Genomic DNA, 16,105 nt, shown 5'->3' with positions numbered 1-16,105 from the left:
AAATTGAATCTATCGCTTAAAAAATATCTTAAAATTCTACTCCCAATTTTATTGGGAGTTTTTTTAATATGGTATTCTTTATCGAAAGTCCCTTTAAACGAATTGCTTAATTATTTTAAAAATGCCAATTACGGCTGGATTCTATTAGGGATGTTTTGTGGACTATTAAGTCATTTGTCTAGAGCTTATAGATGGCAATTTCTTTTAGAGCCTTTAGGGTATAAGGTGAAATTAGGGAACAGTATTATGGCTGTTTTTTCTGCCTATCTAATAAATTATACCATTCCCAGAGCTGGCGAAGTTGCCAGAGCATCTATTTTAACAACGTATGAAGGGGTTCCTTTTGAGAAAGGTTTTGGAACCATCGTGTCGGAACGTGTAGCAGATTTATTGGTTATGGTTGGAGTTATTATCATCACACTTTTTATTCAATTCGATTTTATTTATCAGTTTTTTATCGAAAAATTAAATCCCTTACATATTGTTATTGGATTGATTGTATTGTCAGTAATAGCTTTTTTAGGTTTCAAGCTTATAAAAACTAGTAAGTCGGCATTTGCATTAAAAATTAAAACATTTGTTTTAGGTCTTTTAGAGGGTGTTTTAAGCATCTTTAAAATGAAAAAGAAATGGGCTTTTATAGCACATACCTTTTTTATTTGGGGCATGTATATTGTCATGTTTTATGTTACTTCTTTTTCCTTAACCGAGTTAAATAACATCCCTTTTGGAGCCATTTTAATAGGTTTTATTTCTGCTAGTTTTAGTATTGCAGCTACTAACGGAGGAATTGGTTCTTATCCTATCGCGGTCTATGCAGCATTTTCACTTTTTGCAATACCAGAATCTCCAAGTATTGCTTTTGGATGGATTGCTTGGACATCTCAAACATTGCTACTTGTCTTAGGAGGAGGCTTGTCTTTAATGTTATTGCCTATTTTCAACAAGAAGAGTCATGTTAAAATAAGCAATAATAAAGATGAAGTTTAAATACTTATTGTTTTAAATCTTATTTGTAATTTCTTACCTTGCATGGCAACTTTAACCATGTTAAAATGAAAAAACACATCTATTTGCTAGTCTTTTTTATTAGTTTCCAATTTGTAAATGCACAAGTAATTTACGAACCATTTAATTCTTCAAAATTAGGAGAAACACGTGAAATTAAAGTGCAATTACCAAGAGGTTACGATGCAAATCCAGATAAAAAGTATCCTATCATCATGGTTTTTGATGGCGATTATATGTTCGAAGCAGTTGCGGGAAATGTGGATTATTATGCCTATTGGGACGATATGCCAGATGCTATTGTTGTAGGCGTTAATCAAGTAGATAGCAGACAAGCAGATATGTATTATTCTGAACAAAACTCACTGCCAATTGAAACTGGAGCAGCCTTTTTTGAGTTTATAGGAATGGAATTAATTCCTCATATAGAAAAAACATACAGAACTGAGAGTTTTAGGGTGGCAGTAGGTCATGGCGAAACGGCTAATTTTATCAATTACTATTTGCTAAAAGGCGATCCGTTATTTAAAGCTTACATAGCTATTAGTCCAGATTTAGCTCCAGATATGACTGCATATATCCCAGAAAGATTAGCCAAATTTCAATCGAAAATATTTTATTACTTGGCAACTTCAGATAACGATGTAGCAGCTATTAAAACAAGTTCAGAAGCATTAAATACAGCAATAACAGGAGTAGTTGATAATAAGAATATTCTTTACAGTTTTAAGAAGCTTGAAGAACCTTCTCATTACTCCTTGCCTGCTTATATAATTCCAGATGCTTTACAGAAAATATTTTTAGTCTATCAACCCATTAGCAAACAGGAATATAAAGACACCATTCTAAAACTAGAATCGTCTCCAGTAGTATATTTAGAAGAAAAATATCAAACCATACTAGATTTATTCGGAATTGACAAACAAATTCTAATAAACGATTTCAAAGCCATTGAGGCAGCTATTGAAAAAAAAGAGAAGTTTGAATACTTTGAAAGTTTAGGTAAAATAGCCAGAAAACAATATCCAAAAACCATGCTGGGAAGTTATTATCTAGCACGTTTTTATGAAGAAACTGGTGAAACTAAAAAAGCCATGAAAACCTACCAATCGGCTTATATTTTAGATGAAATTGGAGGTATTACCAAAGATTTAGTTTTGGAAAAAGCAGATGAAATTAAAGCAGATTTCGGATATTAATTAAATAGATTTCCGAAGTCTCGGAAAGTAAACATGGCTAAAGTAAAAACAACATTTTTTTGTCAAAATTGTGGCACACAATATTCCAAATGGCAAGGACAATGTACGGCTTGTAAAGAGTGGAATACCATTGCTGAAGAAGTAATTCAAAAAGCAGAAAAAAGCGATTGGAAAATGCCAACTTCAGCCTCAAAACGTGCGTCAAAACCTTTATTGATAAACGAAATTGATGCTTCACAAGATGCGCGAATGGCAACTAGCGATCAAGAATTTAATCGGGTGCTTGGAGGTGGTATTGTTCCTGGTTCCATGATATTGTTAGGAGGGGAGCCAGGAATTGGAAAAAGTACCTTATTTCTTCAAATAGCCTTAAAATTATCTTATAAAACCTTATACGTTTCGGGCGAAGAAAGTCAGAAGCAAATAAAAATGCGTGCCGAGCGCATCAATCCAAACAGTAGTAATTGTTATATTCTTACCGAAACAAAAACACAAAACATTTTTAAACAAATAGAGGCTTTAGAACCTGATATTGTAGTTATAGATTCTATTCAAACTCTTCATAGTGACTATATAGAATCCTCTTCTGGGAGTATTTCTCAAATTAAGGAATGTACCACAGAATTGATAAAATATGCTAAAGAAACATCAACTCCAGTAGTTTTAATTGGTCATATTACCAAAGATGGCAACATAGCTGGACCAAAAATTTTGGAACATATGGTTGATACGGTTTTACAGTTTGAAGGCGATAGAAATCATGTGTTTAGAATTCTTCGTGCCAACAAAAACCGTTTTGGTTCTACCAATGAATTAGGGATTTATGAAATGCAAGGCTCAGGTTTGCGAGAAGTGTCAAACCCAAGTGAGATTTTAATCTCTAAGAAAGATGACGAACTTTCCGGAAATGCCGTTGCTGCTACTCTTGAAGGTATGCGGCCATTAATGATAGAAGTGCAGGCCTTAGTAAGTACGGCTGTTTATGGAACCCCACAACGTTCAGCCACAGGATTTAATGCCAAACGATTAAACATGCTTTTGGCTGTTTTAGAAAAACGTGCCGGATTTAGATTGGGAGCAAAAGACGTATTTTTAAATATAACTGGAGGGATTACGGTGGACGATCCAGCGATAGATTTAGCAGTAGTTGCCGCTATTTTATCTTCTAATGAAGATGTTGCTTTGCAAAAAGATTTCTGTTTTGCTGCAGAGGTTGGCTTGTCTGGGGAAATCCGACCAATACAAAGAGTAGAACAGCGTATTTTGGAAGCCGAAAAATTAGGGTTTTCCACCATTTTTGTATCTAAATACAATAAAATAGCATTAAAAAACACGATTATTAAAATTCAACTGATTTCTAAAATTGAGGATTTGGTAAACTTTATAGTTTAAAAACCTATAATTCAATGCCTTTTTTGCTAAAAATCATTATTTTCGCGAGTCGAAAAGAATGAATGAAATCATGAGTACAAAATTCCCTGAATATAAAGGACTTGACTTGCCAAATGTAGCCAATGAAATAAGCGCATATTGGGAAGAAAGCAACATCTTCGAAAAGAGTGTAACCACCAGAGAAGGCAATAAACCGTTTGTGTTTTTTGAGGGTCCTCCTTCAGCTAACGGACTTCCAGGAGTACACCATGTGTTAGCTCGTGCTATTAAAGATATTTTTCCTCGATATAAAACCATGAAAGGGTTTCAAGTAAAGCGTAAAGCTGGTTGGGATACGCATGGTTTACCAATTGAACTTGGGGTTGAAAAAGAATTAGGGATTACTAAAGAAGATATTGGAAAGACCATTTCTGTAGAAGATTATAATGCTGCTTGTAGAAAAGCTGTCATGCGTTACACTGATGTTTGGAACGACCTAACTCAAAAAATGGGTTATTGGGTAGATATGGACGATCCATACATAACTTACGATCCAAAATATATGGAATCCGTTTGGTGGTTGTTAAAGGAAATCTACAACAAAAGCTTGATGTATAAAGGCTATACCATTCAGCCGTATTCTCCTAAAGCAGGAACTGGATTGAGCTCTCACGAGTTAAATCAGCCAGGAACCTATCAAGACGTAACAGATACAACGGTTGTTGCACAATTTAAAGCTAATGAAGATTCACTTCCAGGATTTTTACAAAATGAAGGAACTATTTACTTTTTAGCCTGGACAACAACGCCTTGGACTTTACCAAGTAATACAGCCTTAACGGTTGGACCAAAAATCGATTATGTTTTAGTTGAAACCTACAATCAATATACTTTTGAACCTATAAACGTTGTTGTAGCAAAACCATTAGTAAACAACCAGTTTGATGGAAAGTTTAAAAGAGTCGAAACAAAACCTGAGTTATTAGAATATAGGTCAGGAGATAAAAAAATACCATATTACGTTGTAAAAGAGTGTAAAGGAAAAGATTTAGTAGGAATCACTTACGAACAATTGTTACCTTATGCGTTGCCAAACGACAATCCTGAAAATGCTTTTAGAATAATTTCTGGAGATTTTGTGACTACCGAAGACGGTACAGGAATCGTACATACGGCACCAACTTTTGGTGCAGACGATGCTTTGGTGGCAAAACAAGCAACTCCTGAAGTGCCACCACTATTGGTGAAAGACGAAAACGGTAACTTGGTTCCATTAGTGAATTTACAAGGAAAATTTAGACCAGAAATGGCCGAATATGCTGGTAAATATGTCAAAAACGAATATTATGCAGATGGTGAAGCACCAGAACGTTCGGTTGATGTGGAACTTGCTATTAAATTAAAAGAAGAGAACAAAGCCTTTAAGGTTGAAAAATATAAACACAGTTATCCAAATTGCTGGAGAACAGATAAACCTATTCTGTACTATCCGTTAGATTCTTGGTTTATTAAAGTTACAGATGTCAAAGAACGTATGTTCGAATTGAATGAAACCATCAACTGGAAACCAAAATCAACAGGAACTGGACGTTTTGGAAATTGGCTGGCTAATGCAAACGATTGGAATCTATCGCGTTCTCGTTACTGGGGAATCCCGTTGCCAATTTGGAGAACAGAAGATGGCAAAGAAGAAATATGTATTGGATCTGTTGAAGAATTAAAAACGGAAATGGCTAAAGCTGTTGAAGCAGGGGTTTTAGTAAAAGCAATTTACGAAGATTTTGAAGTTGGAAATAATTCCGAAGAAAACTATGCGAAAATCGATTTACATAAAAACATTGTAGACGAGATTGTATTGGTTTCAAAGAGTGGACAACCTATGAAACGCGAAGCAGACTTAATTGACGTTTGGTTCGATTCTGGTTCTATGCCTTACGCTCAATGGCATTATCCGTTTGAAAACAAAGAATTAATTGATGAAAAAAAGGCTTTCCCAGCCGATTTTATCGCAGAAGGTGTCGATCAAACTCGTGGTTGGTTCTATACGCTTCATGCTATTGGAACTATGGTTTTCGATTCTGTTGCTTATAAAAATGTTGTTTCCAATGGCTTGGTTTTAGACAAAAACGGACATAAAATGTCTAAACGTCTTGGCAATGCTACAGATCCATTTGAGACTTTATCTACTTATGGGGCAGATGCTACACGTTGGTATATGATTGCCAATGCCAATCCTTGGGATAATTTAAAATTTGATGTCGATGGCATAGAAGAAGTAAAGCGCAAATTCTTCGGAACGCTTTATAACACATATTCTTTCTTTACACTATATTCAAACTTAGATAATTTTAAGTATTCAGAAGCAGATATTCCATTAGAAGAGAGACCTGAAATAGACAGATGGATTCTTTCAGAACTACATACCTTAATTCAAAAAGTGGATGCATTTTATGCAGATTATGAACCTACAAAAGCTGCCAGAGCTATATCAGACTTCACACAAGACTATGTAAGTAACTGGTTTGTGCGATTAAGTAGAAGACGTTTCTGGAAAGGCGATTATCAGCAAGATAAAATTTCTGCTTACCAAACGCTTTATACTTGTATGGAAACCATTGCCAAGTTAGGAGCTCCAATAGCTCCTTTCTTTATGGATAGATTGTATTTGGATTTAAACTCTGTAACTAAGAAAGAAGCTTTTGAAAGTGTACATTTAGCAAGCTTCCCTATATATAATGAGACATTTGTAGACAAGAGTCTAGAGCGTAAAATGGAAGCAGCTCAAACAATATCTTCTTTAGTATTATCGTTAAGAGCAAAAGAGAAGATAAAAGTGCGTCAGCCACTACAAAAAATCATGATTCCTATTGATTCTAAACAACAAAAGGAGGAAATTTTAGCAGTTGCCGATTTAATTAAACATGAAGTAAACGTTAAGGAAATTGAACTTCTAGAAGATGCTTCAGATATCTTAGTAAAACAAATTAAACCTAACTTCAAAACCCTGGGACCTCGTTTTGGGAAGGATATGAAATTGATTGCCAACGCTATCGTTGGTTTCACACCAGACGATATAAAGAAAATCGAGCAAAGTGGAGAAATGGAGGTTGTAATTAACGGAAAAAGTATTAATTTAGGACTTGCAGATGTAGAGATAACATCGCAAGACATTGAAGGTTGGCTTGTAGCTAATGAAGGTGCTTTAACAGTTGCCTTAGATGTTACTATTTCTGAAGAATTACGAAAAGAAGGGATTGCACGTGAGCTCGTTAATCGCATTCAAAATTTACGTAAAGATTCAGGCTTTGAAGTAACAGATAAGATAGATGTCCAACTTCAAAAAGATGAAAAAATAGTGGATGCTGTACAATCGAATATGCCGTATATTAAAGCAGAAACTTTAACAGAAAAATTAGAAATTATAGATCAAATAAATAATGGTATAGAAATTGTATTCGACGATGTTAGTACCAAATTATTTATTCAAAAACATTAAGAACATGGCAGACGAAATAAACGTAAGATATGCAGACAAGGATTTAGCAGAGTTTAAAGTATTAATCCAAGATAAAATTGTAAAAGCGCAACACGATTTAGATTTAATAAAGAGTGCTTATATGAACGATTTAAATAATGGTACAGACGATACGTCTCCTACTTTTAAAGCGTTTGAAGAAGGTAGCGAAACTATGAGTAAAGAAGCGAATTCGCAATTAGCAATTAGACAAGAAAAATTTATTCGCGACCTGAAAAATGCCCTTATTAGAATTGAAAATAAAACCTATGGGGTTTGTAGAGTTACAGGAAAGCTAATAAAGAAAGAGCGCTTACAATTAGTGCCTCACGCTACTTTAAGTATTGAAGCCAAAAACATGCAGCAGTAAAATTCTTGTTCTTTGGTTGAGCGTAACTTGAACAAAGTTGAAAGACAGAAATCTCATAAAAGAGAAACATATATTAAAAATATAATTGATAAAAGAAGCGCTTCTAGAAAATGGAAGCGTTTCTTTTTTAAACGTTTTAACAAGATTTATCCTCTTAAAATGAAACATATATTTCTTATAGGATGTCTGTTTTTTGTTTTTCAAATGAATGCCCAAAAAACAACAAAAAAGTCTTTTTCTGCTGAAGGGGTTTCGTCCCTGTTTATTGATGGCAATTCTGTTTTTAAAATTTATATTGAAACAGTAAAAACAAATAATATTTCAATAGAGTCTTTTGTTGAAGGAGAAAATAATGAACATGTCGTTTTATTAGCTGAGATTAAAGATCATCAATTACATATTTCTAGTGTTTATCAGCCTTTATTTGTTGCAGAGAATGATAAATTGAGTGCACATAAACTCATTTCTATTGAATTTAAAATTCGTATTCCAGAACAACTAAATGTGTTTATTACCAGCAATATTGCATCAATATTTATGATTGGTAATTACAATCAAGTAACTGCAGAGTTAATGAATGGCTCTTATAATGCTGAAAACTATAAAGGAAGCCTTTTGGTAAATACCATTCATGGAGACATTCAAGTTGCAACTGATTTAAGTGAAGTTGAGGTCTCAAGTAAACATGGAACTGTAGAGCAAGAGATGCTGGCCCTTGGAGATAAACAAATAGTGCTAAATTCAATAAATGGCAATATTACAGTTATTAAAACTGAATAATATGTCTATTTTTGGAACACCATTTGGAAGATAGCATTTTTGCTCCCAATACCAGCCACTAATTAATTTTTATGACCATAAAAAAATCCATTCTTTTCATCATCCTTATTTTGTTAATAGACCAAATAAGCAAAATTTATATCAAAACACATTTTGTTATTGGGGAAGAATTAGAGGTATTTTCGTGGTTTAAAATTTATTTTGTTGAGAACGACGGTATGGCTTGGGGAACTAAGTTTAGCGATTTTACCTCTTTTATTTCTGATAGAACAGCCAAATTATCTTTAACTATTTTTAGAATTGTAGCCATTTTTGGAATTGGTTATTGGTTGTATGATGCAGTAAAAAAAGAGAGTCCTAATGTATTAATTTGGGCTATCGTCTTCATTTTTTCAGGTGCCTTAGGTAATATTATAGACTCCGTTTTTTATAGCGTTTTGTTTAATGATAGTTACGGACAGGTGGCGTCCTTTTTACCAGCAGAAGGAGGGTACGATAGTTTACTTCATGGAAACGTTGTCGATATGCTTTACTTCCCCTTATGGAAAGGCTACCTACCAGAATGGTTGCCATTCTATGGAGGTCAATATTTCACGTTTTTCGAACCTGTTTTTAATGTGGCCGATGTGGCCATTAGTACAGGGTTTTACTTACTTATTTTCTTTAATAAAAAAGCGTTTTCAAACAATTAATTAAAATGGTAAACTTGTGTAGGAGTTACACAATAATCCAAAGCCATATCACCTTCAAAAACATCTTCAATTATTGTTTCGGCTTCAAAAAAAGAGAAGCCTATTTTTATCGTTTCTGGTTTGCATTCAGCTAGAAATCTATCGTAAAAGCCTTTGCCATAACCCACGCGATGTCCTTGTTTGTCGAATGCTAAAAGAGGCACAAAAACAACTTCTAATTTCTGATTAGAAACCTCAATACCATCAATGGGTTCAGGAATGTTGTATGCGTTTTTTTTGATAACCGTTCCATCAGTTAAAAGAAAATGCGTCAAATTTCCAGTAGTAAAATCACTTTTAGAAATCACAATATTTTTATCTTTTCCGGAAAGAATATTTAAAATATAATCGGTATTAATTTCTTTGTGTTCTTCAATAGAAAGAAAAAGATGATAAAAAGAAAACTCCCAAATAGGTAAACTTAGTAGCCTGTTAGCTATTTGCAAGCTTAAATCTTCAATAACTTCTGAAGATAATTCTTGACGTTTTAGCTTGTATGTTTTTCGCAATTCGGCTTTAGTCATCAAACTACTTTCTTATTTTAGTTGTAATATGGAACAAGGCGTCACCTTGATATACAATTGGAGACTCGTTGACGTTGATAATGTAACCCGTCTGATTTGCTTTTACAAAATGGTTAAACTGTCCGTATGGGTCTGTAATATTTCCAATAATATCTCCAACATTTACTTTGGTACTAATAATGGCCGAAGCTTTAAACATACCAGAATAATTAGCACGTTGCCACTTGCCACCAGTTATAAAAAGGCTATCCTTTTTAGGAGGTGTTACTTTAAACTTTGATTGTAGCATGCCAAAATGATGTAAAACTCTTTTTGCGCCATTAACAGCCGTATTTGTCACATTATTATCTATGTGAAAAGATTTCCCACCTTCAAATAGTAACATGGTTTTTCCTAATTTAAAACAGGTATTTCTAAACGACTTTTTTAAATGTTTTGAGTACAAGACGAAAGGCGCACCAAAAACATTTGCTAATTTGTCTAATTCTGGAACACCCTTAGCAATCCTGATTTGAGGTGCATTAAACCTGCCTGCTCCACCTGTATGGAAGTCTAAAATAAAATCGACATCTGCTACAATTTCTTTTGTCAATTCGAAAGCCACACGACTGGCAAGAGAGCCTTTTTTAATACCAGGAAAAACCCGGTTTAAATCACGCCCATCAGGAAATTCACGTTTTAAGTTAATAAAACCAAAAACATTAATAATAGGCATGCATATAATGGTTCCAGCTTTTGGTTTGTTAATCCCTTTAGCAATAAGTTGACGGACAATTTCAACACCATTAACTTCGTCACCATGAATTCCTGCAGTAAATAAAACCACAGGTCCTGGTTTTTTAGAGCGTTCCACAAAAACAGGCACATCAATACTTGAAGTTGTATGAAGATTAGCAACTCCAAAATTGAGTTCGCAGCTTTCACCAGCTTTTATTTTTCTACCTAAAATGGTTATATAATCCTTATGCTGGTATTCCATTATTTGTTTTTTTCAATATAAGTAATAATGGCTTTGGCAATATTTCTTCCAGTTGCAGTTTCAATACCTTCCAATCCTGGAGTAGAGTTAATTTCTAACAGTAATGGTCCACGAGCAGATTGTAACATATCGACACCACAAACAGGTAATTTTAAAACCTTTGCAGCACTCATTGCTAATTTTAATTCGGCATCACTCAATTTAATAATATTAGCCGAGCCACCACGATGTAAATTAGAACGAAACTCACCTTCTTTTCCTTGGCGTTTCATAGCTCCAACCACTTGCCCATCTACAATAAGCGCTCTTAAATCTGCACCTTTAGCTTCTTTTATAAATTCCTGAACTATCACACGAGCTTCCAAACCGTTAAAAGCTTCAAGTACAGATTCAGCTGCATTTTTAGTTTCAGCTAGAACTACGCCTAGACCTTGTGTTCCTTCCAGTAATTTTATAATAACTGGGGCTCCTCCAACATGGTCAATAACCTCTTCTACATCTCTTGAGTAGTTGGTAAAAACTGTTTTTGGCATACCAATTCCAGCTTTGCTTAATAGCTGAAGACTTTTCAGTTTATCTCTGGAACGTAAAATAGCTCCAGAAGAAACTATGGAAAAGACATTCATCATTTCAAACTGTCTTACTACAGCACAACCATAAAAAGTAATAGAAGCACCAATTCTTGGAATAATTGCATCGACATAATCTAAATATCTATCTTTATAAAAAATAGTAGGTTTTTCCTTTTCAATAATAATATCGCATTTTAGAGGATCAATAATTTCTACCTTGTGATTTCGCTTCCTACCTTCTTCAATCAATCTTTGGGTTGAATATAAATGTGGGTTTCTAGATAAAATAACAATATTCATTTGTTTGTTTTTGTTAAAATTAGATGGATTGTTTTTTGTTAAAAGAGACATCGATCTGATCGACATCTACAAGGAATTTTTTACTTAAAAATTGTCTTCCTATTAATACAGGAAACTTCATATCATCCCTAGTGCTTAGGGTCAAGTTAATTTTATAGGTTTTTCCAAAAAAGATAACTTCAGATTTTATTTTAAATCTATTTTCCTTAAAACCATTACTGCTTTTTACATCAGTTTTAGAATAACTATCAAAAACAACCTGCTTTCCACTAAAATTAGGATGACCTTTACTATAAAAAGTACATTTTAATTTTTCGCCTTCAACAATTATTTTAGAACAGTGTATGGCAGACGTATAAGCACCAGTGTCAATTTTAGCATCAATTTGAAATAAATTTAATTTCGGAAAGTCTATTTTATCAACTCTCCCAATAACATGTTTTTCCATTTAAAAGGATTAAAAAAGTTGAGCAAGTTACTTAATTACTACTCTTATTATTATTTATTTTTTAATTTTTTTAAAATAATTTAGAAGAGATTTATTAAAACTAAAAAATTTAAAAGAATTACCTTTGATAAATGCTGTTAAAAGTTTTTTAAACTTATATTTTGATGTCTAAAAGAACTAATAAAAAGATCTAGTTTCGTTAATGAGCAAAACCTCGCTTGAAATACAATTACAAACCTTACCAAATGAGCCTGGAGTGTATCAATATTTTGATGCCAATGGAACTATTTTGTATGTAGGTAAGGCTAAGAATTTAAAAAAAAGGGTTAGTTCATACTTCACAAAACAGCACGATTATGGCAAGACCAAGGTACTTGTTAAAAAAATAGACAGTATTAAACATATTGTTGTAAATACGGAAACAGATGCTCTTTTACTTGAAAATAATTTAATTAAAAAATACAAACCACGATACAATGTTCTGTTAAAAGACGATAAGTCCTATCCCTGGATTTGTATTAAAAATGAACGATTTCCAAGAGTGTTTTCTACAAGGCGCGTTATTAAAGATGGCAGCGAATATTATGGTCCATATACCAGTATGCGAACCGTGAGTACTTTGTTAGATTTAATTAGAGGCTTGTATAAACTTAGAACTTGTAACTACGATTTATCTGAAGAAAAAATAAAAGCAGGAAAATACAAAGTTTGTCTAGAGTATCACCTAGGAAATTGCAAAGGACCTTGTGAAGGCTATCAAACTTTGGAAGATTATAATGAAGATGTAAAGGCCATTAGAGAAATTTTAAAAGGAAATTTCAAAGATTCTTTATCTCAGTTTAAACAGCAAATGAAGAAGTTTGCTCAAGCCATGCAGTTTGAAGAAGCCCAAGTAATTAAAGAGAAAATTGAAGTATTAGAAAACTATCAGGCAAAATCTACCATTGTAAACCCTAAAATTAGTAATGTAGATGTGTTTTCAATTGTTAGTGATGAAGGATATGGCTATATCAATTTTTTACAATTATCTTACGGATCAATCATTCGGTCACATACTTTAGAAATTAAAAAAAAGCTTCAAGAATCCGATAAAGAATTGTTAGAACTAGCTATTATTGAATTGAGACAACGCTTTCATTCAAAATCAAAAGAAATATATGTGCCTTTTAAAATAAATTTAGGTGAAGATGTTAAAGTAATTGTACCTCAATTAGGAGATAAAAAGCATATTTTAGATTTATCTATTCGCAATGCCAAATATTATCGTTTGGAGCAGTTAAAACAAGTAAAAATTGTTGACCCAGATAGGCATGCCAATAGAATTATGGCTCAAATGAAAGCCGATTTACGCCTAACAGAAGAGCCAAGACATATAGAATGTTTTGATAATTCCAATATTCAAGGCACACATCCAGTAGCTGCTTGTGTTGTGTTTAAAAATGGGAAGCCTAGCAAAAAGGATTACAGACATTTTAATATTAAAACGGTGGAAGGTCCAGACGACTTTGCTTCTATGGAAGAGGTTGTTTACAGGCGTTATAAAAGATTGTTAGACGAAGAAAAGCCCTTGCCACAACTTGTAATAATAGATGGAGGAAAAGGTCAGCTTTCTTCTGCCTTAAAAAGTATAGATAGTCTTAATTTACGTAAAAAAATAACAGTTATCGGAATTGCGAAACGTTTGGAAGAATTATTTTATCCAGACGATCCAATTCCCTTATATTTAGATAAAAAAAGTGAGACTTTAAAAATTATTCAACAACTTAGAAACGAAGCCCACAGATTTGGAATTGAGCATCACAGAAATAAAAGAAGCAAAACGGCTTTAAATACAGAGTTAGAAACTATTCCTGGTATTGGGGATAAAACAATCGTAGAATTGTTAAAAGTGTTTAAATCTGTAAAGCGAATTTCTAATGCTAAATTAGATGAGTTGGAAGATGTTGTAGGGGTTTCTAAAGCTCAAAAAATTTATAATTACTACCATAATTCATGAAGTATTTTTTTATAACACTATTTTTATTATTAACTAGTTTTACATTTTCTCAAAATAAAACCAAAGAAGATGTAAAAATTGGTTTGGTATTAAGTGGAGGTGGTGCTAAAGGCTTGGCTCATATTGGGGTGTTAAAAGTTATTGATAGCCTAGGGATTAGAGTGGATTACGTGGCAGGAACCAGTATGGGAGCTATTGTTGGGTCTCTTTATGCTTCTGGATATTCTGGAAAACAAATAGACTCTATTTTTAAAGATGTTAATTTTGATAAAATTATAAACGACGATTTGCCAAGAGCTGCAAAAACGTTTTATGAAAGAGAAAATTCAGAAAAGTATGCCATAACTTTACCTTTCGAGCATTTTAATTTAAAGCTGCCATCAGCTTTGTCTAGAGGACAGAACACTTTAAGTTTGCTGTCTAAATTAACCTTGCATGTAAGCGATGTAGAAGATTTTAGCAAGCTGCCAATTCCTTTTTTCTGTATTGCAACCAATGTGGAAACAGGTCAGGCGGTTGTTTTAGATAAAGGCAATTTACCTCAAGCCATTACTGCAAGCGGTGCATTTCCTTCATTGTTTCAACCCGTGAATATAGACGGCCAACTTTTAATAGATGGAGGCGTTGTAAATAATTATCCCATAGACGAACTAAGAGCAAAAGGCATGGATTTAATTATTGGCGTAGATGTACAGGATGATTTGGCTTCTAGAGACAATTTAAAATCTGCTCCCGCCATCTTGCTTCAGATTAATAATTATCGAACTATTAACGATATGAAAGTGAAATCTAAAAAAACAGATATCTATATAAAACCAGATATTACAGATTTTACGGTAGTTTCTTTTAGTGACGGAAGAGAAATAATTAATAATGGTGAAAAGGCAGCAACTAAAGAGATGGATGCTTTAAAACATGTGGCATCTATGCAAACCAAAACACCTAAAAAACCTTTAGTTATAAAACCTGTAGATAGCATTCATATCAATGCCATCTTTATTAAAGGAAATGAAAAATATACAGATGCTTACGTTTTAGGAAAGCTCAAGTTTAAACAAGATGTAGATTTAAAATATAGCAGATATGTAGAAGGTGTTAACAACCTTGCAGCTACAAATAACTTTGAAAGTGTTGTTCATAAATTAATGCCTTCAAATAATGGAGAAGGTTATGATATGTATGTAACGCTAAAAGAAAGCACGATAACTACTTTCTTTAGGTTGGGAGTTCATTATGATGATTTATACAAAACGGCGGCTTTGTTAAACCTAACTAAAAAGCAACTATTAATTAAAAACGATGTGCTTTCATTCGATTTTATTGTTGGTGATAATATTAGGTATAATTTTGAATACTATGTAGATCAAGGGTTTTATTGGAGTGTAGGTTTAAAATCTAATTACAATCAATTTAAAAAAGTAATTCCAGCAGCAGCACTTCTTTCAGAAGAAGAATTACAAATAATTAATGTTAACAAATTAGATGTTGCTATTAAAGATTTAACCAACCAGTTTTATTTACAAACGCTGTTTACTAAAGATATGTCTTTAACGCTTGGTGCAGAACACAAAAGGTTGAACATTACAACCGAGACGATTTTGACTGGTGATAACGAAAAGAAAACTACTTTTGAAAACAGCGATTATTTAAGTTTGTTTGGAAAAGCTAAATATGATTCTTACGATAATAAATACTTTCCAAATGAAGGTGTTTATTTTAATGGAGATTTTCATTTATATCTATATTCTTCAGATTTCAACAATAATTTTAGTGAATTTTCCATAGCAAAAGCTACCATTGGTTATGCGTATAGTTTTACAGATAAATTATCTGCAAATATTACCACTCAAGGAGGTTTTAATATTGGCGAAAACGATAATCCTTATTTAAACTTTACTCTTGGAGGTTATGGAAACGATTTTATAAATAATTTTGAAGCGTTTTATGGCTATGATTTTATTTCAATATCGGGAAATAGTTTTGTAAAAGGCGTGCTTTCCTTAGATTACGAAATTTTTAAAAAAAACCACATTAATATTGCAGCCAACTATTCAAATATTGCTAATGATATTTTTGATGATGGCGAGTGGATTACGTCGCCAGATTATTCTGGGTATGCCATTGGTTATTCATTGGAAACCATTGTTGGACCAATAGAGTTAAAGTATACATATTCCCCAGAAACCAATGATAGTATTTGGTTTTTTAATCTAGGGTTTTGGTTTTAAGGTTTTAATTTGTGAAATAATTCTAACATTTTCTTAAAATAATTTGTCATAAATATTTCCGATATTTGTAAAATTATGAAACATT

13 protein-coding genes are annotated in these 16,105 nt (G+C 32.9%); 9 read left to right on the top strand and 4 right to left on the bottom strand.

Features of this window, described 5'->3' with window-relative positions:
- The first annotated feature begins 3 nt into the window (after nt 1-3).
- The 7 genes from OS191_RS09770 (at nt 4) to OS191_RS09740 (ending at nt 8,934) form a co-directional block, all read left to right on the top strand.
- Nucleotides 4-990, top strand: a complete 987-nt coding sequence (locus tag OS191_RS09770; protein ID WP_267155506.1) for a lysylphosphatidylglycerol synthase transmembrane domain-containing protein — start codon at nt 4-6, stop codon at nt 988-990.
- Between the two features lie 65 nt (nt 991-1,055).
- Complete coding sequence (locus OS191_RS09765; RefSeq protein WP_267155505.1) at nt 1,056-2,207, top strand: alpha/beta hydrolase; 1,152 nt, start codon at nt 1,056-1,058, stop codon at nt 2,205-2,207.
- Nucleotides 2,208-2,240: 33 nt separating this feature from the next.
- Entirely contained in the window at nt 2,241-3,599 is a 1,359-nt protein-coding gene (gene radA, locus OS191_RS09760) for a DNA repair protein RadA (RefSeq protein ID WP_267155504.1), read from the top strand.
- Between the two features lie 70 nt (nt 3,600-3,669).
- On the top strand, nt 3,670-7,074 hold the full coding sequence (ileS, locus tag OS191_RS09755) for an isoleucine--tRNA ligase (RefSeq protein ID WP_267155503.1): 3,405 nt from the start codon (nt 3,670-3,672) through the stop codon (nt 7,072-7,074).
- Nucleotides 7,075-7,078: 4 nt separating this feature from the next.
- Complete coding sequence (locus OS191_RS09750) at nt 7,079-7,462, top strand: TraR/DksA family transcriptional regulator (RefSeq protein ID WP_267155502.1); 384 nt, start codon at nt 7,079-7,081, stop codon at nt 7,460-7,462.
- A gap of 159 nt (nt 7,463-7,621) precedes the next feature.
- Nucleotides 7,622-8,242, top strand: a complete 621-nt coding sequence (locus OS191_RS09745) for a DUF4097 family beta strand repeat-containing protein (RefSeq protein WP_267155501.1) — start codon at nt 7,622-7,624, stop codon at nt 8,240-8,242.
- Nucleotides 8,243-8,313: 71 nt separating this feature from the next.
- Complete coding sequence (locus OS191_RS09740; protein WP_267155500.1) at nt 8,314-8,934, top strand: lipoprotein signal peptidase; 621 nt, start codon at nt 8,314-8,316, stop codon at nt 8,932-8,934.
- Here the strand turns inward: OS191_RS09740 and OS191_RS09735 are convergent.
- From OS191_RS09735 to OS191_RS09720, 4 genes are read right to left on the bottom strand one after another with little or no spacing between them, the layout of a single operon-like run.
- Nucleotides 8,931-9,497 (bottom strand): 5-formyltetrahydrofolate cyclo-ligase, encoded by a 567-nt coding sequence (locus tag OS191_RS09735; protein ID WP_267155499.1) that lies wholly within the window; start codon nt 9,495-9,497, stop codon nt 8,931-8,933. The genes OS191_RS09740 and OS191_RS09735 overlap by 4 nt on opposite strands.
- 4 nt (nt 9,498-9,501) lie before the next feature.
- Entirely contained in the window at nt 9,502-10,476 is a 975-nt protein-coding gene (locus OS191_RS09730) for a succinylglutamate desuccinylase/aspartoacylase family protein (protein WP_267155498.1), read from the bottom strand.
- On the bottom strand, nt 10,476-11,348 hold the full coding sequence (rimK, locus tag OS191_RS09725) for a 30S ribosomal protein S6--L-glutamate ligase (protein WP_267155788.1): 873 nt from the start codon (nt 11,346-11,348) through the stop codon (nt 10,476-10,478). The genes OS191_RS09730 and rimK overlap by 1 nt, the downstream gene beginning before the upstream one ends.
- 19 nt (nt 11,349-11,367) lie before the next feature.
- Nucleotides 11,368-11,796 carry an ATP-dependent zinc protease family protein gene (locus OS191_RS09720; RefSeq protein WP_267155497.1) on the bottom strand — a complete coding sequence of 143 codons (429 nt, stop codon included), beginning with the start codon at nt 11,794-11,796 and terminating at the stop codon, nt 11,368-11,370.
- Between the two features lie 202 nt (nt 11,797-11,998).
- Here OS191_RS09720 and uvrC point away from each other — a divergent pair, with 202 nt between their 5' ends.
- Together uvrC and OS191_RS09710 are read left to right on the top strand one after the other, a co-directional pair.
- Nucleotides 11,999-13,792 carry an excinuclease ABC subunit UvrC gene (gene uvrC, locus OS191_RS09715; protein ID WP_267155496.1) on the top strand — a complete coding sequence of 598 codons (1,794 nt, stop codon included), beginning with the start codon at nt 11,999-12,001 and terminating at the stop codon, nt 13,790-13,792.
- Complete coding sequence (locus OS191_RS09710) at nt 13,789-16,020, top strand: patatin-like phospholipase family protein (RefSeq protein ID WP_267155495.1); 2,232 nt, start codon at nt 13,789-13,791, stop codon at nt 16,018-16,020. The genes uvrC and OS191_RS09710 overlap by 4 nt, the downstream gene beginning before the upstream one ends.
- Nucleotides 16,021-16,105 lie beyond the last annotated feature (85 nt).

The organism is Xanthomarina sp. F2636L (assembly GCF_026410195.1).
Taxonomy (GTDB): domain Bacteria; phylum Bacteroidota; class Bacteroidia; order Flavobacteriales; family Flavobacteriaceae; genus Xanthomarina.
Note: the sequence above shows the minus strand (reverse complement) of the source record. Positions and strands in the feature narration are given on the sequence as shown.

Coding starts and splice junctions, on each gene's coding strand:
- OS191_RS09735 (WP_267155499.1), bottom strand. CDS start 9,497: ATGACTAAAGCCGAATTGCGAAAAACATACAAGCTAAAACGTCAAGAA.
- OS191_RS09720 (WP_267155497.1), bottom strand. CDS start 11,796: ATGGAAAAACATGTTATTGGGAGAGTTGATAAAATAGACTTTCCGAAA.
- uvrC (WP_267155496.1), top strand. CDS start 11,999: ATGAGCAAAACCTCGCTTGAAATACAATTACAAACCTTACCAAATGAG.
- OS191_RS09745 (WP_267155501.1), top strand. CDS start 7,622: ATGAAACATATATTTCTTATAGGATGTCTGTTTTTTGTTTTTCAAATG.
- OS191_RS09730 (WP_267155498.1), bottom strand. CDS start 10,476: ATGGAATACCAGCATAAGGATTATATAACCATTTTAGGTAGAAAAATA.
- OS191_RS09740 (WP_267155500.1), top strand. CDS start 8,314: ATGACCATAAAAAAATCCATTCTTTTCATCATCCTTATTTTGTTAATA.
- radA (WP_267155504.1), top strand. CDS start 2,241: ATGGCTAAAGTAAAAACAACATTTTTTTGTCAAAATTGTGGCACACAA.
- ileS (WP_267155503.1), top strand. CDS start 3,670: ATGAGTACAAAATTCCCTGAATATAAAGGACTTGACTTGCCAAATGTA.
- OS191_RS09765 (WP_267155505.1), top strand. CDS start 1,056: ATGAAAAAACACATCTATTTGCTAGTCTTTTTTATTAGTTTCCAATTT.
- OS191_RS09750 (WP_267155502.1), top strand. CDS start 7,079: ATGGCAGACGAAATAAACGTAAGATATGCAGACAAGGATTTAGCAGAG.
- OS191_RS09710 (WP_267155495.1), top strand. CDS start 13,789: ATGAAGTATTTTTTTATAACACTATTTTTATTATTAACTAGTTTTACA.
- rimK (WP_267155788.1), bottom strand. CDS start 11,348: ATGAATATTGTTATTTTATCTAGAAACCCACATTTATATTCAACCCAA.